Source organism: Methylomonas albis, assembly GCF_014850955.1.
Classification (GTDB): domain Bacteria; phylum Pseudomonadota; class Gammaproteobacteria; order Methylococcales; family Methylomonadaceae; genus Methylomonas; species Methylomonas albis.
Map to the genome: position 1 here is coordinate 208,900 of NZ_JACXSS010000001.1, position 20,111 is coordinate 229,010.

Here is a 20,111-nt window from a genome sequence, read left to right on the forward strand (position 1 = left end):
AAACAAAGCCGAGTTCAAATTATTTCGATTGTTTAATGCAGTCATACGCCAGGTAAACCATGCAAAAACGAATTATCGGGGACAGTCGGATCGACGCAGCATCTTTAATGACGCAGCACCTGAGTCTGGAGGAGCTTGCAGACGTTGAAGTCTCTTCGGAGGATGTGGAGCACCCTATCGAAGCCGCTTTATTGCCAGGCTTTAACCGAGGTTGGCGAGCGGGAGTGCCGGGAAAGCAAACCATTCGACTACTGTTTAAGCAGGCGCAGCCCGTTAAATGTATTCAACTGGATTTTCTAGAATCCTCTATCGTCAGAACGCAAGAATACATCATTCGTATGTCTCAGGATAACGGGCAGTCGTTTGTCGAAATCGTCCGTCAGCAGTGGAATTTCAATCCACAAGGTTGCACAGCGGAATCGGAACAACATATTGTCGATTTACCTGCGGTAAGCATTATCGAATTACATATCACTCCGGATATTAGCGACCCAAGCGTATTTGCCTCGCTTGAAAAAATGCGTGTGTTTTGAGTTTTCGCCGGTAATCTTTAGGTTTAAAAATCTTGATACACCCTATATAACATATTCGATCAACAGTTTATTTTTCTGAAGATATAGCAATGTCAGCGCCCACACCCACACACAATATCCATCAATTAACTAAAAATACTATTGCTTTAATTCTTGCCGGCGGACGCGGCTCGCGGTTAATGAATATGACGGATTGGCGAGCCAAACCCGCCGTGCCTTTTGGTGGCAAGTTTCGTATTATCGATTTTCCGTTATCGAATTGCGTGAATTCCGGTATCCGTAAAATCGGCGTGATGACGCAATACAAGGCCGATTCACTGATTCGCCACATCCAAAAAGGTTGGGGATTCATGCGCGGCGAATTTGGTGAATACGTCGATATAATGCCGGCGCAGCAGCGTATAGACGAGAGCTCCTGGTATAAAGGTACAGCCGATGCTGTATTGCAGAATATCGATATTCTAAGAGCTCGCCAACCCGAGCATATTTTAATTCTGGCTGGCGATCATATTTATAAAATGGATTACGCGGCCATGTTAATCGATCACGTCGAAAAAAACGCCGACTTAACGATAGGCTGTCTGGAAGTATCATTAAAAGACGCGTCTGCTTTTGGGGTAATGGATGTAGACGCAAATCGCCGCGTCAGAGCGTTTGTCGAAAAACCTGCCAATCCGCCCGTGATGCCGGGTAGAACCGATACTGCATTGGCGTCGATGGGTATTTATATCTTTAATGCCGAATTTTTATGGCAGCAATTAATTAAAGATTCTCAAATAGAAAACTCCACTAACGATTTTGGCAAAGATATTATTCCGGCCGTCATCGACGATCATATCGTTAATGCCTATCCCTTCTTGGATTTACAAAGTGGCCAACAAAGTTATTGGCGCGATGTGGGGACAATAGATGCCTATTGGGCATCCAATCTCGAATTAATCGGTGTCGAACCGGATTTGAATTTGTACGATAGTGCTTGGCCGATATGGACTTATCAGGAACAAACGCCACCGGCCAAATTTGTCTTCGACGATAACGACCGGCGTGGTCTGGCCGTCGATTCGATGATCGCGGGCGGCTCGATTATTTCTGGAGCGACCATCAAGCACTCCATGGTGTTCTCCAACGTAACGGTGAACGAATCATCGCTTGTCAAAGACAGCATCCTGTTACCGCAAGTACGCATAGGTCAAAATTGCCGTATTACCAAAGCCATCGTCGAGAAAGGCTGTGAAATGCCGGCAGGCACGGTGATTGGCGAGAATCTTGATGAAGATAAACGTAGATTTTATGTAAGCGAAGGCGGGGTCGTGCTAGTAACTGCCGAAATGTTGGGACAAAAACTACATTATGTCAGATAACACCTGGCAAAAAGTTAACGTGTATTTTGAGCCAAATCCATGACCTATCACATTCATGTCTTAGGTGCTTTTGAAGGCTGCGGCATCGAAGATAGTCTATTAAAGCTTAGCAACCAGTGTTGGTGACGATGATCGTCGGTTCGTCGCCTAGCTTGGCTGCTTGTTTATAGGATATCGAACACGTCGAGGGGTTGAGTGCGGTCTTTAAATCAAAGCGTGTGGTTAAATTATTCGCGAGGATTGCGTCAAAACTGCTACAGATAATTATCGTATCGATCTGGTCGCCGCCAATCACATCGCCAGCCTATGGATATGTATTTGTGATCAGCAATGTCCGGCCGTCGTAAGGCAAATAGAAAAAGCCCGATGGCGATGCGCAGGAGGGTTTGATCAGACATGCGCTATGCAATAATGTCGCGGCAGTCCGGAATGCCGCTTCCATAGACTTCAAAGACGCTATGTGGGCGTCTCGTCCGAGGCCGGCAAAACGGGGTAACGCAGTCGCCGTCAAGATCCCCACGATAGCAATCACCGAGATCAATTCGATCAAAGTGAAAGCCTTCAACCCATTCGAAGCTGGCTTTCTGCTTCCCATAGACCGGCCAATTCCAATATACAATTTGGTCAAACGCCACGCTGCTCTGAAGTGCTGAGAAAATCGCATCCGCTGCCAAAGTGACGCCGTGAAAGCTACTTAGTATCAAGAAGACCTTAAGTGACTATGTTTTACCCCATAGCCAAAATAAATCAAAAACCCGATCAGCAGCCAAACAAACAACCTAACCCAGGTATCCGCCGGCAAACCCACCATTAAGCTCAAACACACCAAAATCCCGGCGATGGGCACATAAGGTACGGCCGGGCATTTGAAATGGCGCTGCATTTCCGGGTGGCTGTTCCGCAAAATCCAGACGCCACCGCACACCAACACAAACGCAAATAAGGTGCCGATGCTGACTAGCTCGCCGAGTTTCTCAATGGGCATGAAGCCGGCCAGTAACGATACGGCTACACCGACCAGAATGGTGGATAAATGCGGGGTTTGAAATTTGGGGTGGACTTTTGCAAACAGCGGCGGCAGCAGTTGGTCTTTGGCCATCGAGAAGAATATGCGGCTTTGACCCATCAGCAGCACCAGCATCACCGAGGTCAAGCCGGCGATGGCGGCGATTTTTATGATGGGCGATAGCCAACTCATGCCTACATGATCTACTGCCAGTGCAATCGGCGCGGGGACGTTGAGTTCGGTGTAAGGAATGATGCCGGTCAGCACGCCAGCCACCAGAATGTAAAGCAATGTGCAGACCGCCAGCGAGGCAATGATGCCGATGGGGACGTCACGTTGCGGGTTGATGGCTTCTTGGGCTGCCGTCGACACGGCATCGAAGCCGATGTACGCAAAGAAAATTACGCCAGCACCGGTTAATACGCCGCCGAAACCAAAGGGGGTGAAGTTAGCCCAGTTTTCGGTTTGGATATGCCCGGAGCCGGCGATGATGAACACCACTATCACCGTCAGTTTGATCAGCACCATCACGAAATTGAAGATCGCCGACTGACGGATGCCGACAACCAGCAAGCCGGTCAGCAATAAAATGATGGTCACGGCCGGTAAATTGATGAATCCTGCCTCGGGATTAGCTAGGTAGGCGGTGGTGAGATAGGTCGGTAAATGTATGCCAAAGTTATCCAGAAAACTGGTGAGATAACCGGCCCAGCCTATCGCCACCGTGCTGCTAGCCAGAGCGTATTCCAGTATCAAATCCCAGCCGATGATCCAGGCCATCAACTCGCCCATCGTGGCGTAGGCGTAACTGTAAGCGCTGCCGGACACCGGAATCATCGCTGCCAATTCGCTGTAACACATGGCTGCCAAGCCGCAGGCTATGCCGGCCAGAATGAACGACACGACGATGGCCGGGCCGGCGTATTTGGCCGCAGCGATACCGGTCAATACAAAGATGCCGGCACCGATCACCGCGCCTATGCCGAGGATGGTTAAATCCCTGGCGGTCAATGTTTGTTTTAAGCCATGTTGGACATCGGTCAAAGCTTCAACGGATTTGCGTTGCAGTAATTGCTTGGGGATTTGCATGAAGTGGTCTCGATTATTTGGAAGGGTCAGGCTTTACTGAATCGGGCAGGTTTTGGGCGCCGTCAAAGCGGGTGCCGGTGATCACCGCCTCGTTGAAAATCGCGTCGTGCAATTTGGCTTGCGAGAAATTGGCATTGGTCAGATTCGCGCCGGTCAGGTTCGCACCATCCATCTCGGCGGAATACAGGTCGGCATTTTGCAAATTGGCGTTATTCAGTTTGGCGTGTTTTAACATGGCCCGACCGAGTTGGGCATTGCTAAGATTGGCGCCGGTCAGATTGGCGCCTTTTAAGCTGGCACGCATCAGGCCCATCGATTGATTCTTCATGTCCGCCGCCCATTGCACATCGCTGAGATTGGCGTGGCTTAAATTGGCACCGTCCATGATGGCGACCACTCGGCTGCCACTCATGTCGGCGTTGCTAAGGTCGGCGTGCATCAGGCTGACGCCGAATATGCTGGTGTTGGCTAGATTGGCGGCGTTGAGCTTGATATTGGTCATCACGGTTAAATCCAGCGTCAGGCCTTGGAGATTGCTTTTATTCAGATTGGACCGTCTTAGATCGGCACCCCATAAATCGGCATTGCGAAAATCCAGATTGGACAAGTCCAGATCGGTTAGATCTTTGCGGCGCAGGTCGGCGGGATGCTGGTTGTCGGCTTTGGCCAGCATTTGTTCCACTTGGGCGCGAGTGAGATCGGCGGCATGGGTTAAGCTTTGGTTGGCGAGAACTAGCGCGAGTAATAATTTGATCGGTAAATTTGGCATAAAACCTCCGCAATATTGTCATCATTGGCTGGGAGAATCCGCTTGAATATTTTGCCGATAGTTCAAACGCATTTTCCGGTGCTTTATTGGATTTGCTGATAGTAACAGGGTGGCAGACAGACTCAACGAGAAAATGCAGCTAAAATCTTGGGAGGGCTGGTTTGGATAAGAATCGGTTTGCGTGTGTTTACGAGCTCAGTTAAACATAGCTAACGGAATTGCTGTTACATTACAATGCGCTCGAGGGTCCGGGTATCGCCGATTTGTCAGCCTTGCATCAATCACCTTATAGAAACATAACATGACGGAAACATTGCTTGCCCCCTTGATCGTGGATTTGGATGGCACTCTGACACTTGCCGATACGTTGGTGGAATCGGTAATAACGGTCTGTAAGCGGCAGCCGATGGCTATATTCAAATTGCCTATTTGGTTGTTAAAAGGGCGAGCCGCTTTTAAAGCTAGGGTTGCAAACGCGGCGTCGTTGACGGTAGAAAGCCTGCCCTATCGCAGTGATTTACTGGAATATCTGCGGGCGGAAAAGCGCCGAGGCCGGCGGCTGGTATTGGCTACCGCGGCGCATATCGATATTGCCGATGCGGTAGCTCAGCATCTGAATTTGTTTGACCAAGTGTTGGCTAGCGATGAAGATATCAACCTAAAAGGCGCGAATAAGCTGGAGGCCATCCGGCAGGCTGTGGGACCGAATTTTGTTTATGCGGGCGACAGCAAAGCCGATCTGCCGATCTGGCAAGCCGCGCAAGCCGCAATTCTGGTTAATACTTCAAAAGCGGTTGCCAAGACGGTTAGACAAAATACGCCTGTAGAACAAGAATTCGCTGCCAAGGCTAATCAGCTTCGTTTGTGGCTGCGCGCTTTGCGGGTGCACCAATGGTTGAAAAATCTGTTGATATTTGTGCCCTTGCTGACGGCTTTTTCGTTTCAGGATTTCGACAAGCTAAGTGCGGCAATTCTGGGTTTTTTTGCCTTTTCGCTGGCGGCATCCGCGACTTACATGGGTAACGATTTGTGGGATCTGGACAGTGATCGAAATCACCCGCGCAAGAAATTCAGGCCGTTTGCCAGCGCCGAATTGCCGATTCTGAAAGGCCTTGGGGCGGCTTTCGGTTTGTTAGCGTTGGGCTTGGTGTTAGCGTTTAACGTATCCCAGGCCTTCCTGGGAATGTTGTTGCTCTACCTGACGGTAACAACCACCTATACTTGGTGGCTTAAGACGTATGTGCTGGTCGACGTGATGGTGTTGTCGCTGCTATATACGCTCAGGATTATCGCTGGTTCCGTGGCGGCCTCCGTTAACACCAGCTCCTGGCTATTGGCGTTTTCGGTGTTTATCTTTTTTAGCCTGGCCTTGGTAAAACGCTGTTCGGAATTAGTAGTGTTACAGCAGAAGGGACGGGATACTACCCACGGTCGCGATTACCGGACGGCGGATTTGGCGGTGCTTTGGCCGTTGGGCGTCAGTTCGGCGTTGTGTGCTGTGGTGGTATTCGGCTTGTTTATCAGCGCAGCGGAAACCCAGGCCCGCTATCTGAATCCGCAAATATTATGGTTTGTGGCGATAGGTTTGATTTATTGGTTGGCACGCTTGTGGATAAAAACTGCGCGCGGCGAAATGCATGACGATCCGCTGGTATTTGCGGTTCGCGACAACGGCAGCCGGATAACGATTCTGCTGATGCTGATGACCGTGCTTGCGGCTCATTTTTTACATTTGGAATAACCCATGCAAATTCTTCTGATTGCTATTTTTAGCATCGTGCTTTCGGTTGCCGCGCAGTTTATGTTGAAACTCGGCATGTCCAGCCTGGATGTTAAACAAGCCATGGCCGGACCATTGACGCCGCGTCTGCCCTGGATTGTGTTGACCAACAAATTTGTGTTCGCCGGGTTTGCCCTATACGGTTTTGGCGCGGTGGTTTGGCTGAAAGTGTTGGCTTCCTGGGATGTTAGCAAGGCCTATCCTCTGGTAGGTTTGGGCTTCGCCCTGACTGTGCTGGTCGGCATGCTGCTCGGCGAGACAGTCACCGCCTTCCGGGTATTGGGCATCCTGCTGATTTGCGAAGGCGTTTGGCTGGTGGCCAACTCCTGATCGTCTAACGAGATAGCGAACACGTATGACTTGGAAATTTAGAGCGCGCTTACATCAATTATTAATTCTGTCGGCGATTTCGCTACTGGTAATGGTGCATGTGCACTACAGGTCGCCGAGTTTTCCTTTTTCGCCGGACAGCGCCGGCTATATTGAGCAAGCCAGAAATTTTCTCGATTCCGGCAGCTTACTGAATACACCGTATGGCTTGGTGCCGGGTGACCAGGATCAAGTCGAGAATCGTTTGTTTCCAATCGGCTTTGCTGTTGTGCTGGCAGCCGTTTCCAGTTTTGGCATCGATGCGAAGGATGCTGCGGTAGGTTTGGCGCATTTTTCCGCGATAACACTGCCTTGGTTATTATTTTTTAGTTTTCGCCGTAGCCTGGGTACGATCCACGCCTTGCTATTGGCCGGACTGGCTGTGTTATCGCCGGGGGTGCTCAAGCATTCGCTAATGGGGTTGACCGATGTATTCGGCTTATGGCTGGCGACGGCGGCAATTGGTTTGACGCTTAATTCGCGCTCTATCGTTGGTTTTATCTTTGCCGGTTTGCTCGCTGGTGTGGCCTATGCGATCAGAAATGTGCATTTAGCACTGCTGGCCACGATTGTTTTGTATTTTGGTTATTGCTGGTTAAGCGGCGCGGCGCGGGAGCGGCGTGCTGTTGTCCTACAGACTCTTGCGGCGATGTTCGGTATGGCCGTGGTTGTAGTGCCGCTGTTGCTTAGAAATTTTGTGCTGTTTGGATCACCAAATCCCTATTTGATGGGGCCAAGCACGATAGGTTTTGTCGAGAATCTGCGCACGTATATTGAAGCCTTACTGAAGGATGGAACGGCTTGTAGTGAGTGTGCACGTTATGTTGCCTGGTCCCTGCCTGGTTTGCTTGGCCTCGGAGTGTTGCTGATCGCCGCGGTCTATACTGTTTACAAATATCTCTGGTCCAACGTGCCGAATGACGGAAAAAAAGCCTTCGCCATCTCAACGATTTATCTGGTAACGGGGTCTTGTGTAGTGGTTGCCGCCAGAACCCGCTATCAATGGGGTGAATTGATTAATCTTCGCCATACCCTGCAGTATTCGCCCTATTTATTGGCTGGATTGTTTGTGCTGTTGGCTAATCATGGTAGGGCTGGTGTCTTTAAGGGCTTAACGACTGCCAGTTTGCTGGTTTCAGCCTGTTTGGTTTTTTTTCATGTTAACTATGCCCTATATTCGGAGAGTTTTCGCAACAGCGACAAAGACTATCCGAAGTTGGCGCACGCCTTTGCAAGCGGAAAAGCGTACTTGTGCGGCAATCAGGCCGATACCTACTTGGTATCGAATTGGGCACATGTGTTTCGTATTGAGTGTGGTGCGCGCGTGCGGCAGATTGAAGCCATTACCGGAACTGCTGAAGGCGGCGAGATGCGAGCGGTCATGTCCGCAAACGACGGCTATGTTTCGGTGCTCGACGCCATAAACGATATAAAGCAGCAAGCCGGTAGTAGACCAATACGTGTTGGATTCTTTCCGGGCAGATTCGGTGTGGAGCCTGAAAACCTGCCATTGTCAGCCGTTGATGAGCAGCACTTATTGGGAAAAGGCTGGCAGATTTTTAGAAACGATCAGCAGGGCTTACTTTTGGAGTATTCAAAAATCGGTGCCGACCACACACCTTTGCGATGACTCCCTATCGCAAAGGTGTGTTCAAGACCGCTCTGGATTTTGACAATAGGCAGCTGAACTTGTGTTTGGCGAAAATTGCCGCGCAACAAGCCTTGCTTGCCATTGTCAGGACGGCGTTGCCGGCTGATATTGCCAAGCATGCCGTGTACTGCGTCGCGTCCGGTTTGCAGGTACTCTTGTACTGCGATTCGGCCAGCTGGGCATCGCAAATTCGGTTTTTCAATCGAGCGATTTTAGACAAATTGCATGGTGCGGGGCATCCCTATATTGTGCGCTTTCAAGTTCGGATTGTCCCGCCGACAGGCGAGCCGTTTCGGCCAAAACGCACACCGCACTTGCCCTCAGCGGAAAATGTCGGTTTGATTGCACAGCAGTTTAAGCAGGCGGATGAACAGGATGTGTTGGCTGCGGCGTTGACGCGTTTGGGCGCCACTTTGGCGAAACGCTTGCGGGAAGATTAAGGAACTTGTTTGCGATTGTGGCCGATCAAGTCGGTCGGCCACAGAACAGCTAAAAATTTATACGTGGAGCGGGATTAGCCCGTCGCACGTGATGATGTTTGCGCGGAATGCATGAAAGAAATCGGGGCTTCTTCGGCGGTATCGAAGGTCACCATTTCCCAGGCGTCTTTGTCGTTCAATAGGCTTAGCAACAACTTGTTGTTCAGCGCGTGACCAGATTTGAAGCCCTGATATTCGCCGATCAGGCTGTAGCCAAGCAAGTACAGGTCACCGATGGCGTCGAGAATTTTGTGTTTCACGAATTCGTCGGCATAACGCAGACCGTCTTCGTTCAAGACTTTATCGTCGTCGACCACAATGGCGTTATCCAGGCTGCCGCCCAGCGCCAGGTTGTTCTCGCGTAAAAACTCGATGTCCTTCATGAAACCGAAGGTGCGAGCTCGACTGACTTCTTTTACAAAGGTAGTCGAGGAAAAGTCCATCACCGCGGTTTTCAAATGCTCGGAAAACGCCGGATGTTCGAAATCGATAGTAAAGGTGACTTTAAAGCCGTCAAATGGCTCGAAGGCTGCCCATTTATCGCCATCTTCCACGCGTATGGCGCGTTTGATACGGATGTATTGTTTGGGCACGTCTTGTTCGACCACGCCCGCCGATTGCAACAGAAACACAAACGGTCCGGCACTGCCATCCATAATAGGTACTTCGGCGGCGCTGACGTCGACAATCGCGTTGTCTATGCCCAAACCGGCTAAAGCCGACAGTAAATGTTCGACGGTGGAAACCTTGACGCCATCACGGACCAAGGTGGTGGATAACTTGGTCTCGCCGACATTTTCAGGGCGCGCGGCTATCATCACCGGAGTTTCCAAATCCACCCGGCGAAAACGGATGCCGGTATCGGGTTCGGACGGGTGCAGGGTCAGATAGACCTTGTCGCCGGTATGTAGACCGACGCCGGTGGCTCTGATGGTGTTTTTTAGGGTACGCTGTTTAATCATGAAATGCCGACAAATAGGTAAAACAAAGCCGGGGAGTCTATCACAGATTATGCGATAGCTCCCCCCGAACTTGGCTCAGCTGCCTCATAGACTTGCCGCAAGCCGACCTTAGTCTGCTTGGCGTCTCAGGAAGGCTGGTACGTCCAGATAATCCAGGTCCACATCGTTTCTAGGTTGCGCGCCGAAGCGAGATTCCCGAGCCGATTCCTGTTTTTGCTGACGCACTATGGTCGGTTTGTCCAATTGATCGTAATTGATCTCGCCGGCCGCGACTTTTTTAACCAAACTGATTGGCGAAGCGGCTTGTTTGGCTTTTTCACCCATGCCTGTTGCGACGACAGTAACCTTGATTTCGTTACCCATTCCTGCGTTGACCGCCATACCGATTTTCATGTCGGCGTCTTCGGAAGCGAACGCATGCATGATGCTGCCGATTTCGTCGAACTCGTTCAGGCCCAGGTCGCCGTTGGAGGTGACGTTAACCAGAATGCCGCGCGCACCTTGCAGATTGTTGTCATCTAACAATGGGCAGGCTATGGCTTTTTCTGCTGCCAAACGAGCCCGGTTTTCGCCGCTGGCTACGCCGGTACCCATGATCGCGCTGCCCATGTTGGACATGACGGTTTTCACGTCGGCAAAGTCGACGTTCATCAGGCCGGGGTGAGTAATCAGCTCGGTAATACCTTGCACAGCGTCGCGCAATACATCGTTAGCTGCGCTGAATGCTTCCACCAACGATTTATTGTTACCCAAAGTCGGCAGCAATTTTTGGTTAGGAATGATGATCAATGAGTCGACCAGTTTTTCCAGTTCGCGCAAGCCGGCATCGGCCACGCCTTTTTTCTTGGAGCCTTCAAAATCGAAAGGTTTGGATACCACGGCTACTGTCAACACGCCCAGCTCCTTAGCCACTTCGGCAAACACAGCGATTGCACCGGTACCGGTACCGCCGCCCATGCCGGCAGTCAGAAACACCATGTCGGCGCCGGCGATGACTTCGCGAATGCGGTCGCGATTTTCTTCCGCAGCCGCTCTGCCCACTTCAGGGCGAGTACCCGCGCCCAGGCCTTTGGTTAGTTCTACACCCAGTTGCACGATGGATTCCACGCTCATTTCCCGCAGGGCTTGGGCATCGGTGTTGGCGCAAATAAATTGCACGCCGTCGATACCGTCAGACACCATGTGATTAACCGCGTTGCCGCCACCGCCACCTACGCCGATGACCTTGATAACTGCGGTGCCGCTACTATCCAATAATTCATATTTCATTTTCACACCCTCCAGACAAAATAATTAAAAATTTCCTTGAAACCAGCTTTTGATTTTTGACAATAAATCCGAGCTATCATCGTTCATGCCTAGCGCTCGGCCGTGATGATCCTTGCCGTAAAGCAACAAACCCACCGCGGTCGAATAAATCGGGTTTTCCGCCACATCGGTTAAACCGGAGACATGCAGCGGCACACCCATGCGAACTGGCATATGGAATATTTCCTCCGCCAACTCGACCAATCCCCTTACTTGCGAACTACCGCCGGTGATCACCATGCCGGCGGCAATTAAGTCTTCATACCCACTTCTTCTTAACTCTGCTTGCACCAACAACATTAATTCTTCGTAACGCGGCTCGACAATTTCCGCCAGGTTTTGCGCGGAAATCTTGCGCGGCTCGCGGTCGCCGATACTGGGTACCGCGATGGTTTGCTGCGGATCGGCCAATTGTGTCAACGCGCAAGCATATTGGCGTTTAATTTCTTCGGCATTTTTAGTCGGCGTCCGCAACGCGACGGCAATATCGTTGGTGACCTGATCGCCGGCGATAGGAATCACCGCCGTGTGCTTGATCGCGCCTTCCGAGAAAATCGCAATATCGGTCGTGCCGCCGCCGATGTCGATCAGGCAAACACCCAGATCTTTCTCGTCGTCGGTCAATACCGCTGCGCAGGATGCCAGTTGTTCCAGAACGATGTCATCGACATCCAATCCGCATTTGCGGATACATTTGACGATGTTCTGCTCGGCGCTGACGCTGCTGGTGACCATATGCACCTTGGCTTCCAGACGAATACCGGACATGCCTATTGGTTCCTTGATGCCTTCCTGCTGGTCGATCACAAACTCCTGCGGCAAGATGTGCAGGATTTTTTGATCGGCCGGAATCGCCACAGCCCGGGCCGAATCGATCACCCGGTCGATGTCGTGCTGCGTGACTTCCTTATCCTTTATCGCCACGATGCCGTGCGAATTCAGGCTTTTGATATGGCTGCCGGCGATACCGGCAAACACCGATTTGATCTGGCAACCCGCCATCAACTCGGCTTCCTCGATCGCCCGTTGGATCGAATGTACGGTCGATTCCAGATTGACCACGATGCCTTTTTTCAGGCCCTTGGACGGTGCGGTGCCGATACCGATCACTTCGATTTCGTCGCCACCCCGGTATTCACCGACGATGGCTGCGACTTTCGATGTGCCTATATCCAGCCCCACTAATAAATTTCGATCTGTCTTTTTGGCCATTGTTTTTGCTCTTGTAAGCGTTTAAATCAGGTTCTTGTTTTTTTCCACGATTGCTTTCCAATCGATATTGGTGACATCCGGTTTCCAGGTCACCGCAAAGCCGTTCGGGTAACGGGTATCCACACTCGCTATCATGGCCAGTTGTTCCTCACCCAATAAATCCATGGTTCTTAAAAAGCGCTGCATATTTTCCAGCGGCGCCTTTCTGCCCAATTGCATCTCCATGCCGCTGCCTAGCTTAATCCGCCAAGCCCGCCGTTCGTTGACGTGAAACTCTGCGAGCTGCATCGATTTATCCTTCAATACGATGTACACGCCTTTCATGATTTCCAGCAGTTTCTTTTCTTGGCCGTCCGGGCCGGTAATCAAGGGCAAATTCTTAAATTCGTCGATATTGTCCGGCACCAGCAAATCGCCTTGTTTGTTCAACAGAGCCGATTTGCCCCAGCGCACCACCGGCTTTTGCTCGGTAATTTTTATATGTACCGCATCCGGCCACACCCGTTTGACATCCACCTTATCCACCAAGGGCAACGCCTTAATTGCCTGGTGGATAGCCTGCATGTCGGCTTGGTAATAGCCTCGTTTCATTTGCGGCGCCAATACTTCTTTCAGCCTGTCTTTGCTGGTGTATTGGAAGGCGCCTTCAATCTTTACATAGTGGATGGGCTTACTGTTCAGCGCGCTGGCGCCGAATTGTTGCCATGTCCACCAGCCACCGCCCATCAGCAGTGCGGATAACAGGATGAATTTAAACCGGCTCACCTTGACCCGCCATGCTGGTTTCCAGAATTCGCCAGACCAATTCCTCGAAACTAATCCCCACCGCCTTGGCCGCCATCGGCACCAAGCTGTGGTCGGTCATGCCCGGCACGGTATTGACTTCGATCAGTTGCGATTCGCCGTTAGCGTCGATAAACACATCCACACGGGCCCAGCCTTTCACGTCTAATGCTTGGCAGGCTTGTACGGCCAATGCCTGTAATTGTTGTTCGCGCTCTGCGTTCAAGCCGCAGGGACAGTGGTATTTGGTGGTATTTGCCCGGTACTTGGCGTCGAAGTCGTAAAAGGTATTCGGTGTTTCCAATTTAATAGCCGGCAACGCTTCGCCATCCAGCACGCCGACTGTGTATTCCTGGCCCTGCACCCATTGCTCGGCATAGACGTCGCATTGGTATTGCTGGGCCAATTGCAACGCGGCGACTAATTCGTCGCGGTTAGTGGCTTTGCTCATGCCGATGCTGGAGCCTTCCTGCGCCGGTTTGACTATCACCGGAAAACCCAGTTTGGCGATGCAGGTATCAATATCGGCTGCGTTTTTCAGCACAAACCAAAGTGGCGTGCTCAAACCCAAACCTTGCCAGCATAGCTTGGTGCGTAATTTGTCCATGCTCAATGCCGAAGCCATCACGCCGGAACCGGTGTATGGCAAGCCCAAAACTTGCAGAACCGCTTGCAATACGCCATCTTCGCCGCCCCGGCCATGGATTACGTTGAACACTCTATCGGCTTTGATGCCGGCCAGCGCGTTTATCGGGCTAGTGGTCACGTCTATCGCTACCGCATCGACTCCCTGGGCTTTCAAGGCTTGATAGACCGCGTTGCCGCTATTCAAGGATATTTCCCGTTCGGCGGCCGAGCCGCCCAGCAGGACTGCAACTTTGCCGAAATCGGCGGCATTTTTGATACGTAAGGGCTTCATGCTTTTTCACCTACCCGGCAGACTTCGGTTTGCAGACTGATGCCGAATTGCGTTTGTACTTGGGTTTGAATATGTTCGATCAAGGCTTCTATGTCTTCGGAGCTGGCGTCGCCGCGGTTTTCGATAAAATTGGCGTGTTTTTCCGACACGACTGCGCCGCCGATTACAAAGCCTTTCAGGCCGCAGGCTTCGATCAAGCGCGCCGCGTAATCGCCGGGCGGATTCTTGAATACTGAGCCGCAAGTCGGTTTGTTGGTCGGTTGCGAGGCGTTGCGCTTTTCCAGCAAGGCTTTGATGTGTTGTTGGCTGGCTTCGCTATTGCCCTTGACCAATGTCAATTGCGCGGATAAAAACCATTCCTCGTTAAGGCCTTTGACCGAACGATAGGCCACTTCGAATTCGTGATGGTTGCGCTCGATCACTTCGCCGCGCGGGTTGATCATTTCTACCTGGTCGACGATGCTCCAGGTTTCGCCGCCAAAGGCGCCGGCATTCATTTTTAACGCGCCGCCCATCGTACCGGGAATACCGGCGAGGAACTCGGCGCCGATCAGGCCCAGGTCTGCGCAAAAGCGGGCGACATGCGCACAGGGCACGCCTGCTTCCACATAAACGCGTCCGGAATCGATCAGGCGCATTTCCTTCAGGCGATTGCGGGTATTGATCACCGTGCCGCGAATGCCGCCGTCGCGCACCAGCAAATTGCTGCCCAAGCCCATCCAATACAAAGGCTCGCCTGTCGGCAGACTGGCGATAAATTCGATCAGGTCGGCCTTGTTTTCCGGAATGTACAGGTGCTGGGCGGGGCCGCCGACGCGCCAGCTGGTGTATTTCGCCAGCGGTTCGTTGTTTAATAAGGTGCCTCTGTGCGCCATCACTTTAGGGCCTCAGTCAATTGTTGCGGCAAATCGGCGGCGATCTGGCCAACGTTCCCGGCGCCCATGGTTAGCACCACGTCGTCGACTTCGACGATGCCCGCCAGGATGGTGGCTAAGTCTTCACGGTTTTGCACGAATACCGGATCAACTTGGCCGCGTACTCGGATCGAGCGGCTCAGCGCTTTGCCGTCGGCACCGGTAATCGGCGCTTCGCCGGCAGAATAAACATCCAGCAAAATCAGCACATCGACGCTGGACAGCACTTCCACGAAATCTTCGAACAAGTCGCGAGTCCGGGTATAACGATGCGGTTGAAACACCACCACCTTGCGGCGGGTCGGCCATGCCTGGCGCAAGGCTTCCAGTGTGGCGGCCAGTTCGCGCGGATGGTGGCCGTAATCGTCGACCAGCGTCAGTTTGCCGCCGTTGAAATCCACGTCGCCATTGATTTGAAAACGTCTGCCGACGCCTTTGAATTCGGCCAAGCTTTTGATAATGGCGGCATCGTCCACGCCCAGTGCCGTGGCTATGGTGGTGGCGGCTAAGGCGTTCAGCATGTTGTGCCAGCCGGGTAGATTCAGCGTGACTTTTAGTGGTGGCTGTCCGCCCCAGCGCAACACCGTGAAATGGGTGCGCAAACCGTCTTGTTTGATGTCGATGGCGCGCACATCCGCGTCTTCATTGACGCCATAAGTTTTCACCGGTTTGGAGATGTTCGGCAAAATTGCGCAGACGCCTGGGTCGTCGCTGCACAAAACCGCCAGTCCATAGAAAGGTAATTGATGCAAAAACTTGATGAAGGTGTCCTTCAAACGGCTGTAGCTGCCGCCGTAGGTTTCCATATGATCCTGATCGATATTGGTCACTATCGCCATCATCGGTTGCAGGTATAAAAACGACGCGTCGCTCTCGTCGGCTTCGGCCACCAGGTATTTACCCAAGCCCAATTTGGCATTGGCACCGGCACTGTTCAAACGACCACCGATCACAAAAGTCGGATCCAGTCCGCCTTCGGCCAGCATCATCGTGGTCAGGCTGGTGGTAGTGGTTTTGCCGTGGGTGCCGGCGACCGCGATGCCGAAGCGAAAGCGCATCAATTCAGCCAGCATTTCCGCGCGCGGAATCACCGGAATGCGGTTTTCGTAGGCGGTGACGATTTCCGGGTTGGTTCTGTCGACTGCGGTGGAGGTGACGACGACATCGACATCAATGACGTTGTCGGCATGGTGGCCGAAGTAGACCTTGACGCCCATGGCTTGCAGACGATCGGTGACCGCCGATCCTTTGATGTCGGAGCCGGATACGGTGTAGCCTAAGTTGGACAGCACTTCGGCGATGCCGCTCATGCCGGTGCCACCGATCCCGACAAAATGGATTTTGTCGATGTCGCCCAGGGCTTGGTTGTCGATGTTGGGACGGTTCATGCCGCAGCCTCCGCAACGCAAATGTCGGCAACGGTCCGGGTTGCGGCGAGTCTGGCCTTGGCTTTGGCTGCCCGGCTCATGGAGTTTAATGATGTCATGGCTTGTTCTATGGTTTTACGCAGACTTTCCGCGTTTAATTCGGGCTGGGGCAGCAACAACGCCGCGCCGGCTTCGGTTAAATATTGGGCGTTAGCGGTTTGGTGGTCGTCGATTGCGTGCAGCAAGGGCACGAAAATCGCTGGCAAACCGCAAGCCGCCACTTCGCTGACCGTCATCGCACCGGCGCGGCAAATAATTAAATCGGCCCATTGGTAGGCGCTGGCCATATCCTCGATGAAGGCCAATGCTTCGGCGTTTAGTCCCAAAGTACGGTATCGCTCGGCCACTTCAGCTTGCATGGCGCTGCCGGTCTGGTGTTTTACATCCAGATTGGCTAGATTCGCCAAGGCATCGGGTACGGTGTCGTTCAAAACTTTGGCACCTTGGCTACCGCCCAAGACTAGAATGCGTAAATTACGTCCGGCCTGCGGATGCCATTCGGATTTTTCCGGCAAGCCGATAAATGCGTTTCGTAAGGGATTGCCGGTACAGATAGCTTGCACCGCTTTCCCGAAGCTGTCTGGAAACGCTTCCAACACTTTGCGGGCGGCTAGTTTCACCAGTAAACGGTTGGTAGTGCCCGGTATCCGGTTTTGTTCGTGAATCACCAGCGGGATGCCCAGCCATTTCGCCATTATGCCGCCGGGTCCTGCTACGAAGCCGCCCATGCCCAATACTACATTGGGTTGGCGCTGCTTCAGTATGCGCCGCGCCTGCAAGCAAGCCTGAATCAATTTAAAGCCGGCTCCCAGTTTCGAGAGTAAACCTTTGCCGCGCATACCCGCTACGGCCAGCCAGTCGATGTCGATGTCATTCGCAGGCACCACTCGGCTCTCCAGGCCTTTCTCGGTGCCCAGCCAGTTGACTTGCCAGCCGCGTGCGCGCATTTCCTGAGCAACCGCCAGTGCCGGAAACACATGTCCGCCGGTGCCGCCCGCCATGATGACAATGCGTCGGCTCATGCGTGTTTCCCCTTCACGTTGCTTTTATTGTGTTCGGTCACCTCGTAGTGAATCCGAAACAACACGGCCATTGCGCCGCACATCACGATCATGCTGCCGCCGCCGTAACTCATCAAGGGCAGGGTCAAGCCTTTGGTGGGCAGCATGCCCATGTTGACGCCCATATTGACGAAGGATTGGAAACCAAACCAGATACCCAGGCCGTAAGCCGCCAGCGCGGAAAATTTCAGACCGGCTTGCTCGGCTTGTTCGCCAATCGCAAAGGCGCGAACGACTAAGGCGGCGAACAGACCGATGATTAACAATACGCCCAGTAAGCCCAGTTCTTCACCTAGGACCGAGAATAAAAAGTCCGTATGCGCTTCCGGCAGATAAAACAGTTTTTGCAGGCCGTTACCCAAGCCAACGCCGAAAAATTCGCCGCGACCGAACGAAATCAGGGCCTGAGTCAGCTGAAAGCCGGTATCCCTGGCGTCGGCCCACGGATCCATAAAGCTGGTCACCCGCGCCAAGCGGTAGGGTGAAACGATGACCAACATCACCGCCAAGCCCGCGACCAACGCCAATAAAATGATGAATTGAGAGATTCGGGCGCCGCCGAGAAACATCATGCCCATCGCGATGATCAGAATTACCACGGCTGAGCCGAAGTCGGGCTCTAGCAACAGCAGCACGCAAGCTACCGAAAACAGCATTAAAGGTTTAACCAAACCGAAGGCCGAACGGCGCACATGGTCCGAATGGCGGGTGACGTAACCGGCCATGTAAATCACCGAGATGAATTTCACCACTTCCGACACCTGAATCCGCAAGCCGAGAATCGATAGCCAGCGGATACTGCCATTTACCTTGATACCGACACCGGGAATCAATACCACGAGCAGCAAGGCAAGGCCGGCGATAAACAGGGTTTGGCCCATTTTTTCCCAGCTTTGCATCGGAATGTTCAAAATGATCGCGGAAAAGCCCAAGCCGAAAGCAATGTGAATCAACTGTTTAAACGGGTAGTGCGAAATGTCGTCGGCCATTTTTACGCCCAAGTGCAGAGAGGACGAGGTGACCAGCATGAAACCAATGCCCAGCAGGCTGAAGCACGCCAACATCAACACCGGGTCGATGTGCAAGCGGTTTTGCGCGCGGGGCTTGGCGGTCGGCTTTAACATAAGGGCAGACTCATCACGGCTTCGGCGAACTTATTACCGCGATCAACGTAGCTACGGAATTGGTCCAAGCTGGCGCAGGCCGGTGATAACAACACGCTGTCGCCTGCGCTGGCCAGGTCTGCGGCTATTGTTACCGCTTCCTTCATGTTCCCGGCAAAATGGATAGGCACGCAATTGTTTAATGCCTGCGCGATCAATGGTGCATCTTTGCCTATCAGTACCACGGCCTTGGTTTTTTCGGTGACGGCCGGCACTAGTTCGCTCATGTCGGCGCCCTTGGTCTCGCCGCCGGCAATCAATATCACTTTGTGCTCGTAGCCTTTTAGCGCGGCGATACACGCGCCGATGTTGGTGGCCTTGGAATCGTTAACCCAATTAATGCCGCCTTTTTCCGCGACTTTTTGCATGCGGTGCGGCAAGCCTTTGAACTTTCTGAGCGCATCGCACATTTTGGTGATGCTTAAGCCTGCGGCGGTACCCAAGGCCAGGGCTGCCAAGGCGTTGGCGATGTTGTGAGTGCCTTCCAGGCGCAGTTTACCTGCCGCCATCAAGGCTTGTTCGCCGTGCATCATGGTGTCAGTTTCGCCGCGCCTCAGATAAAAATCGGCTTGAGTTTGCGTGGAAAAAGTTAATGTTTGCCGGTTGGGTTCGCGCATGGCCATGACCATGGCGTCGTCGGCATTTAAGATCATCACCCCGTCGCCGCGAAACACGCGCTGCTTTTCCGCCGCATAGCCGGCCATGCCATCGTGGCGGTCCAGGTGGTCCGGACTGACGTTTAATATGGTGGCGACTTTTGCGTTCAAAGCGGTGGTGCGTTCCAACTGGAAGCTGGACAGTTCCAACACATAGAGGTCGGCGTCTTGTTGCAGTAAGTCCAGTGCAGGTGTGCCGAGGTTGCCGCCGATAGCGGTTTTTACCCCGGCGGCGTTGGCCATCTCGCCCAGCATGGTAGTCACGGTGCTTTTACCATTGGAACCGGTAATCGCGATAACCGGTTTGTCCGTGGCGCAAGCGAATAAGTCGATGTCGCTCAGCACGGTGACACCGGCTTGCACGGCTTTTTGAATGGCCGCTTCGTGTAAGGACACGCCAGGGCTGACCAGTAAGTGAGTGGCGACATCCAGAGCGGACTGGTCGAAACCGCCGGAAAACACCGGCACATCCGGCATTTGTTCGCGTAAATTATCGATCAGCGGCGGATTTTTGCGGCTATCGATCACGGCGAATTTAATCGGGGTCTTTTGCAAAAATTGCGCAGCCGAATAGCCGGTAGCGCCCAGGCCGACGATCAATAGGCGAGCGCTATCCGGATTTAAGTTGAAATGGGTTTCCAGATTACTGAGCAGGGCGGTAGTGTTCAT

19 protein-coding genes are annotated in these 20,111 nt (G+C 52.7%); 6 read left to right on the forward strand and 13 right to left on the reverse strand.

Going from position 1 to position 20,111, the window contains the following annotated elements; genetic code table 11:
- Positions 1–59 precede the first annotated feature (59 nt).
- Entirely contained in the window at positions 60–533 is a 474-nt protein-coding gene (locus EBA_RS00900; RefSeq protein ID WP_192372371.1) for a carbohydrate-binding protein, read from the forward strand.
- Between the two features lie 89 nt (positions 534–622).
- Positions 623–1,894 (forward strand): glucose-1-phosphate adenylyltransferase, encoded by a 1,272-nt coding sequence (gene glgC / locus EBA_RS00905; protein ID WP_192372372.1) that lies wholly within the window; start codon positions 623–625, stop codon positions 1,892–1,894.
- Between the two features lie 304 nt (positions 1,895–2,198).
- Here glgC and EBA_RS24825 read toward each other — a convergent pair whose 3' ends face one another.
- From EBA_RS24825 to EBA_RS00920, 3 genes are read right to left on the reverse strand one after another with little or no spacing between them, the layout of a single operon-like run.
- On the reverse strand, positions 2,199–2,558 hold the full coding sequence (locus tag EBA_RS24825; protein WP_407663523.1) for a type II secretion system protein: 360 nt from the start codon (positions 2,556–2,558) through the stop codon (positions 2,199–2,201).
- A gap of 36 nt (positions 2,559–2,594) precedes the next feature.
- Positions 2,595–3,989, reverse strand: coding sequence for an amino acid permease (locus EBA_RS00915; protein ID WP_192372374.1), 1,395 nt, complete (start codon positions 3,987–3,989; stop codon positions 2,595–2,597).
- A gap of 13 nt (positions 3,990–4,002) precedes the next feature.
- Complete coding sequence (locus EBA_RS00920; protein WP_192372375.1) at positions 4,003–4,758, reverse strand: pentapeptide repeat-containing protein; 756 nt, start codon at positions 4,756–4,758, stop codon at positions 4,003–4,005.
- 301 nt (positions 4,759–5,059) lie between these two features.
- On the opposite strand from EBA_RS00920, the gene EBA_RS00925 reads away from it, so the two are divergent.
- The 4 genes from EBA_RS00925 to EBA_RS00940 are packed head-to-tail and all read left to right on the forward strand — an operon-like array spanning position 5,060 to position 8,998.
- Positions 5,060–6,499 carry a UbiA family prenyltransferase gene (locus tag EBA_RS00925; protein ID WP_192372376.1) on the forward strand — a complete coding sequence of 480 codons (1,440 nt, stop codon included), beginning with the start codon at positions 5,060–5,062 and terminating at the stop codon, positions 6,497–6,499.
- A gap of 3 nt (positions 6,500–6,502) precedes the next feature.
- Complete coding sequence (locus EBA_RS00930) at positions 6,503–6,868, forward strand: DMT family transporter (RefSeq protein WP_192372377.1); 366 nt, start codon at positions 6,503–6,505, stop codon at positions 6,866–6,868.
- 25 nt (positions 6,869–6,893) lie between these two features.
- The gene (locus EBA_RS00935; protein ID WP_192372380.1) at positions 6,894–8,537 is read left to right on the forward strand and encodes a hypothetical protein; all 1,644 of its coding nucleotides are present in this window, start codon (positions 6,894–6,896) and stop codon (positions 8,535–8,537) included.
- On the forward strand, positions 8,534–8,998 hold the full coding sequence (locus tag EBA_RS00940; protein WP_192372382.1) for a DciA family protein: 465 nt from the start codon (positions 8,534–8,536) through the stop codon (positions 8,996–8,998). Before EBA_RS00935 ends, EBA_RS00940 begins: the two co-directional genes overlap by 4 nt.
- Positions 8,999–9,072: 74 nt before the next feature.
- On the opposite strand, the gene lpxC is transcribed toward EBA_RS00940, so the two are convergent.
- The 10 genes from lpxC to murD form a co-directional block, all read right to left on the reverse strand.
- On the reverse strand, positions 9,073–9,999 hold the full coding sequence (gene lpxC, locus EBA_RS00945; RefSeq protein ID WP_192372384.1) for a UDP-3-O-acyl-N-acetylglucosamine deacetylase: 927 nt from the start codon (positions 9,997–9,999) through the stop codon (positions 9,073–9,075).
- 108 nt (positions 10,000–10,107) lie between these two features.
- Positions 10,108–11,268 (reverse strand): cell division protein FtsZ, encoded by a 1,161-nt coding sequence (gene ftsZ / locus EBA_RS00950; protein WP_192372386.1) that lies wholly within the window; start codon positions 11,266–11,268, stop codon positions 10,108–10,110.
- A 24-nt stretch (positions 11,269–11,292) separates the two neighbouring features.
- Positions 11,293–12,519 (reverse strand): cell division protein FtsA, encoded by a 1,227-nt coding sequence (ftsA, locus tag EBA_RS00955; protein WP_192372388.1) that lies wholly within the window; start codon positions 12,517–12,519, stop codon positions 11,293–11,295.
- A gap of 21 nt (positions 12,520–12,540) precedes the next feature.
- Positions 12,541–13,284 (reverse strand): cell division protein FtsQ/DivIB, encoded by a 744-nt coding sequence (locus EBA_RS00960; protein WP_192372390.1) that lies wholly within the window; start codon positions 13,282–13,284, stop codon positions 12,541–12,543.
- Positions 13,271–14,221: a D-alanine--D-alanine ligase gene (locus EBA_RS00965; protein ID WP_192372392.1), complete on the reverse strand. Its 951-nt coding sequence runs from the start codon at positions 14,219–14,221 to the stop codon at positions 13,271–13,273. Before EBA_RS00965 ends, EBA_RS00960 begins: the two co-directional genes overlap by 14 nt.
- Positions 14,218–15,096, reverse strand: coding sequence for a UDP-N-acetylmuramate dehydrogenase (murB, locus tag EBA_RS00970; RefSeq protein ID WP_192377123.1), 879 nt, complete (start codon positions 15,094–15,096; stop codon positions 14,218–14,220). The genes EBA_RS00965 and murB overlap by 4 nt, the downstream gene beginning before the upstream one ends.
- Positions 15,096–16,523, reverse strand: a complete 1,428-nt coding sequence (gene murC, locus EBA_RS00975) for a UDP-N-acetylmuramate--L-alanine ligase (RefSeq protein ID WP_192372394.1) — start codon at positions 16,521–16,523, stop codon at positions 15,096–15,098. The genes murB and murC overlap by 1 nt, the downstream gene beginning before the upstream one ends.
- A complete protein-coding gene (gene murG, locus EBA_RS00980; protein WP_192372396.1) occupies positions 16,520–17,584 on the reverse strand; it encodes an undecaprenyldiphospho-muramoylpentapeptide beta-N-acetylglucosaminyltransferase in 1,065 nt (354 codons plus the stop codon). The genes murC and murG overlap by 4 nt, the downstream gene beginning before the upstream one ends.
- Positions 17,581–18,747, reverse strand: coding sequence for a putative lipid II flippase FtsW (gene ftsW, locus EBA_RS00985; RefSeq protein WP_192372398.1), 1,167 nt, complete (start codon positions 18,745–18,747; stop codon positions 17,581–17,583). Before ftsW ends, murG begins: the two co-directional genes overlap by 4 nt.
- Positions 18,741–20,111 carry a UDP-N-acetylmuramoyl-L-alanine--D-glutamate ligase gene (gene murD / locus EBA_RS00990; protein ID WP_192372400.1) on the reverse strand — a complete coding sequence of 457 codons (1,371 nt, stop codon included), beginning with the start codon at positions 20,109–20,111 and terminating at the stop codon, positions 18,741–18,743. The genes ftsW and murD overlap by 7 nt, the downstream gene beginning before the upstream one ends.

What these genes read in the sequence shown, in the direction of transcription:
- EBA_RS00900 (WP_192372371.1), top strand. Translation starts at nt 60, where the DNA reads ATGCAAAAACGAATTATCGGGGACAGTCGGATCGACGCAGCATCTTTA.
- glgC (WP_192372372.1), top strand. Translation starts at nt 623, where the DNA reads ATGTCAGCGCCCACACCCACACACAATATCCATCAATTAACTAAAAAT.
- EBA_RS24825 (WP_407663523.1), bottom strand. Translation starts at nt 2,558, where the DNA reads ATGCGATTTTCTCAGCACTTCAGAGCAGCGTGGCGTTTGACCAAATTG.
- EBA_RS00915 (WP_192372374.1), bottom strand. Translation starts at nt 3,989, where the DNA reads ATGCAAATCCCCAAGCAATTACTGCAACGCAAATCCGTTGAAGCTTTG.
- EBA_RS00920 (WP_192372375.1), bottom strand. Translation starts at nt 4,758, where the DNA reads ATGCCAAATTTACCGATCAAATTATTACTCGCGCTAGTTCTCGCCAAC.
- EBA_RS00925 (WP_192372376.1), top strand. Translation starts at nt 5,060, where the DNA reads ATGACGGAAACATTGCTTGCCCCCTTGATCGTGGATTTGGATGGCACT.
- EBA_RS00930 (WP_192372377.1), top strand. Translation starts at nt 6,503, where the DNA reads ATGCAAATTCTTCTGATTGCTATTTTTAGCATCGTGCTTTCGGTTGCC.
- EBA_RS00935 (WP_192372380.1), top strand. Translation starts at nt 6,894, where the DNA reads ATGACTTGGAAATTTAGAGCGCGCTTACATCAATTATTAATTCTGTCG.
- EBA_RS00940 (WP_192372382.1), top strand. Translation starts at nt 8,534, where the DNA reads ATGACTCCCTATCGCAAAGGTGTGTTCAAGACCGCTCTGGATTTTGAC.
- lpxC (WP_192372384.1), bottom strand. Translation starts at nt 9,999, where the DNA reads ATGATTAAACAGCGTACCCTAAAAAACACCATCAGAGCCACCGGCGTC.
- ftsZ (WP_192372386.1), bottom strand. Translation starts at nt 11,268, where the DNA reads ATGAAATATGAATTATTGGATAGTAGCGGCACCGCAGTTATCAAGGTC.
- ftsA (WP_192372388.1), bottom strand. Translation starts at nt 12,519, where the DNA reads ATGGCCAAAAAGACAGATCGAAATTTATTAGTGGGGCTGGATATAGGC.
- EBA_RS00965 (WP_192372392.1), bottom strand. Translation starts at nt 14,221, where the DNA reads ATGAAGCCCTTACGTATCAAAAATGCCGCCGATTTCGGCAAAGTTGCA.
- murB (WP_192377123.1), bottom strand. Translation starts at nt 15,096, where the DNA reads ATGGCGCACAGAGGCACCTTATTAAACAACGAACCGCTGGCGAAATAC.
- murC (WP_192372394.1), bottom strand. Translation starts at nt 16,523, where the DNA reads ATGAACCGTCCCAACATCGACAACCAAGCCCTGGGCGACATCGACAAA.
- murG (WP_192372396.1), bottom strand. Translation starts at nt 17,584, where the DNA reads ATGAGCCGACGCATTGTCATCATGGCGGGCGGCACCGGCGGACATGTG.
- ftsW (WP_192372398.1), bottom strand. Translation starts at nt 18,747, where the DNA reads ATGTTAAAGCCGACCGCCAAGCCCCGCGCGCAAAACCGCTTGCACATC.
- murD (WP_192372400.1), bottom strand. Translation starts at nt 20,111, where the DNA reads ATGAACACTACCGCCCTGCTCAGTAATCTGGAAACCCATTTCAACTTA.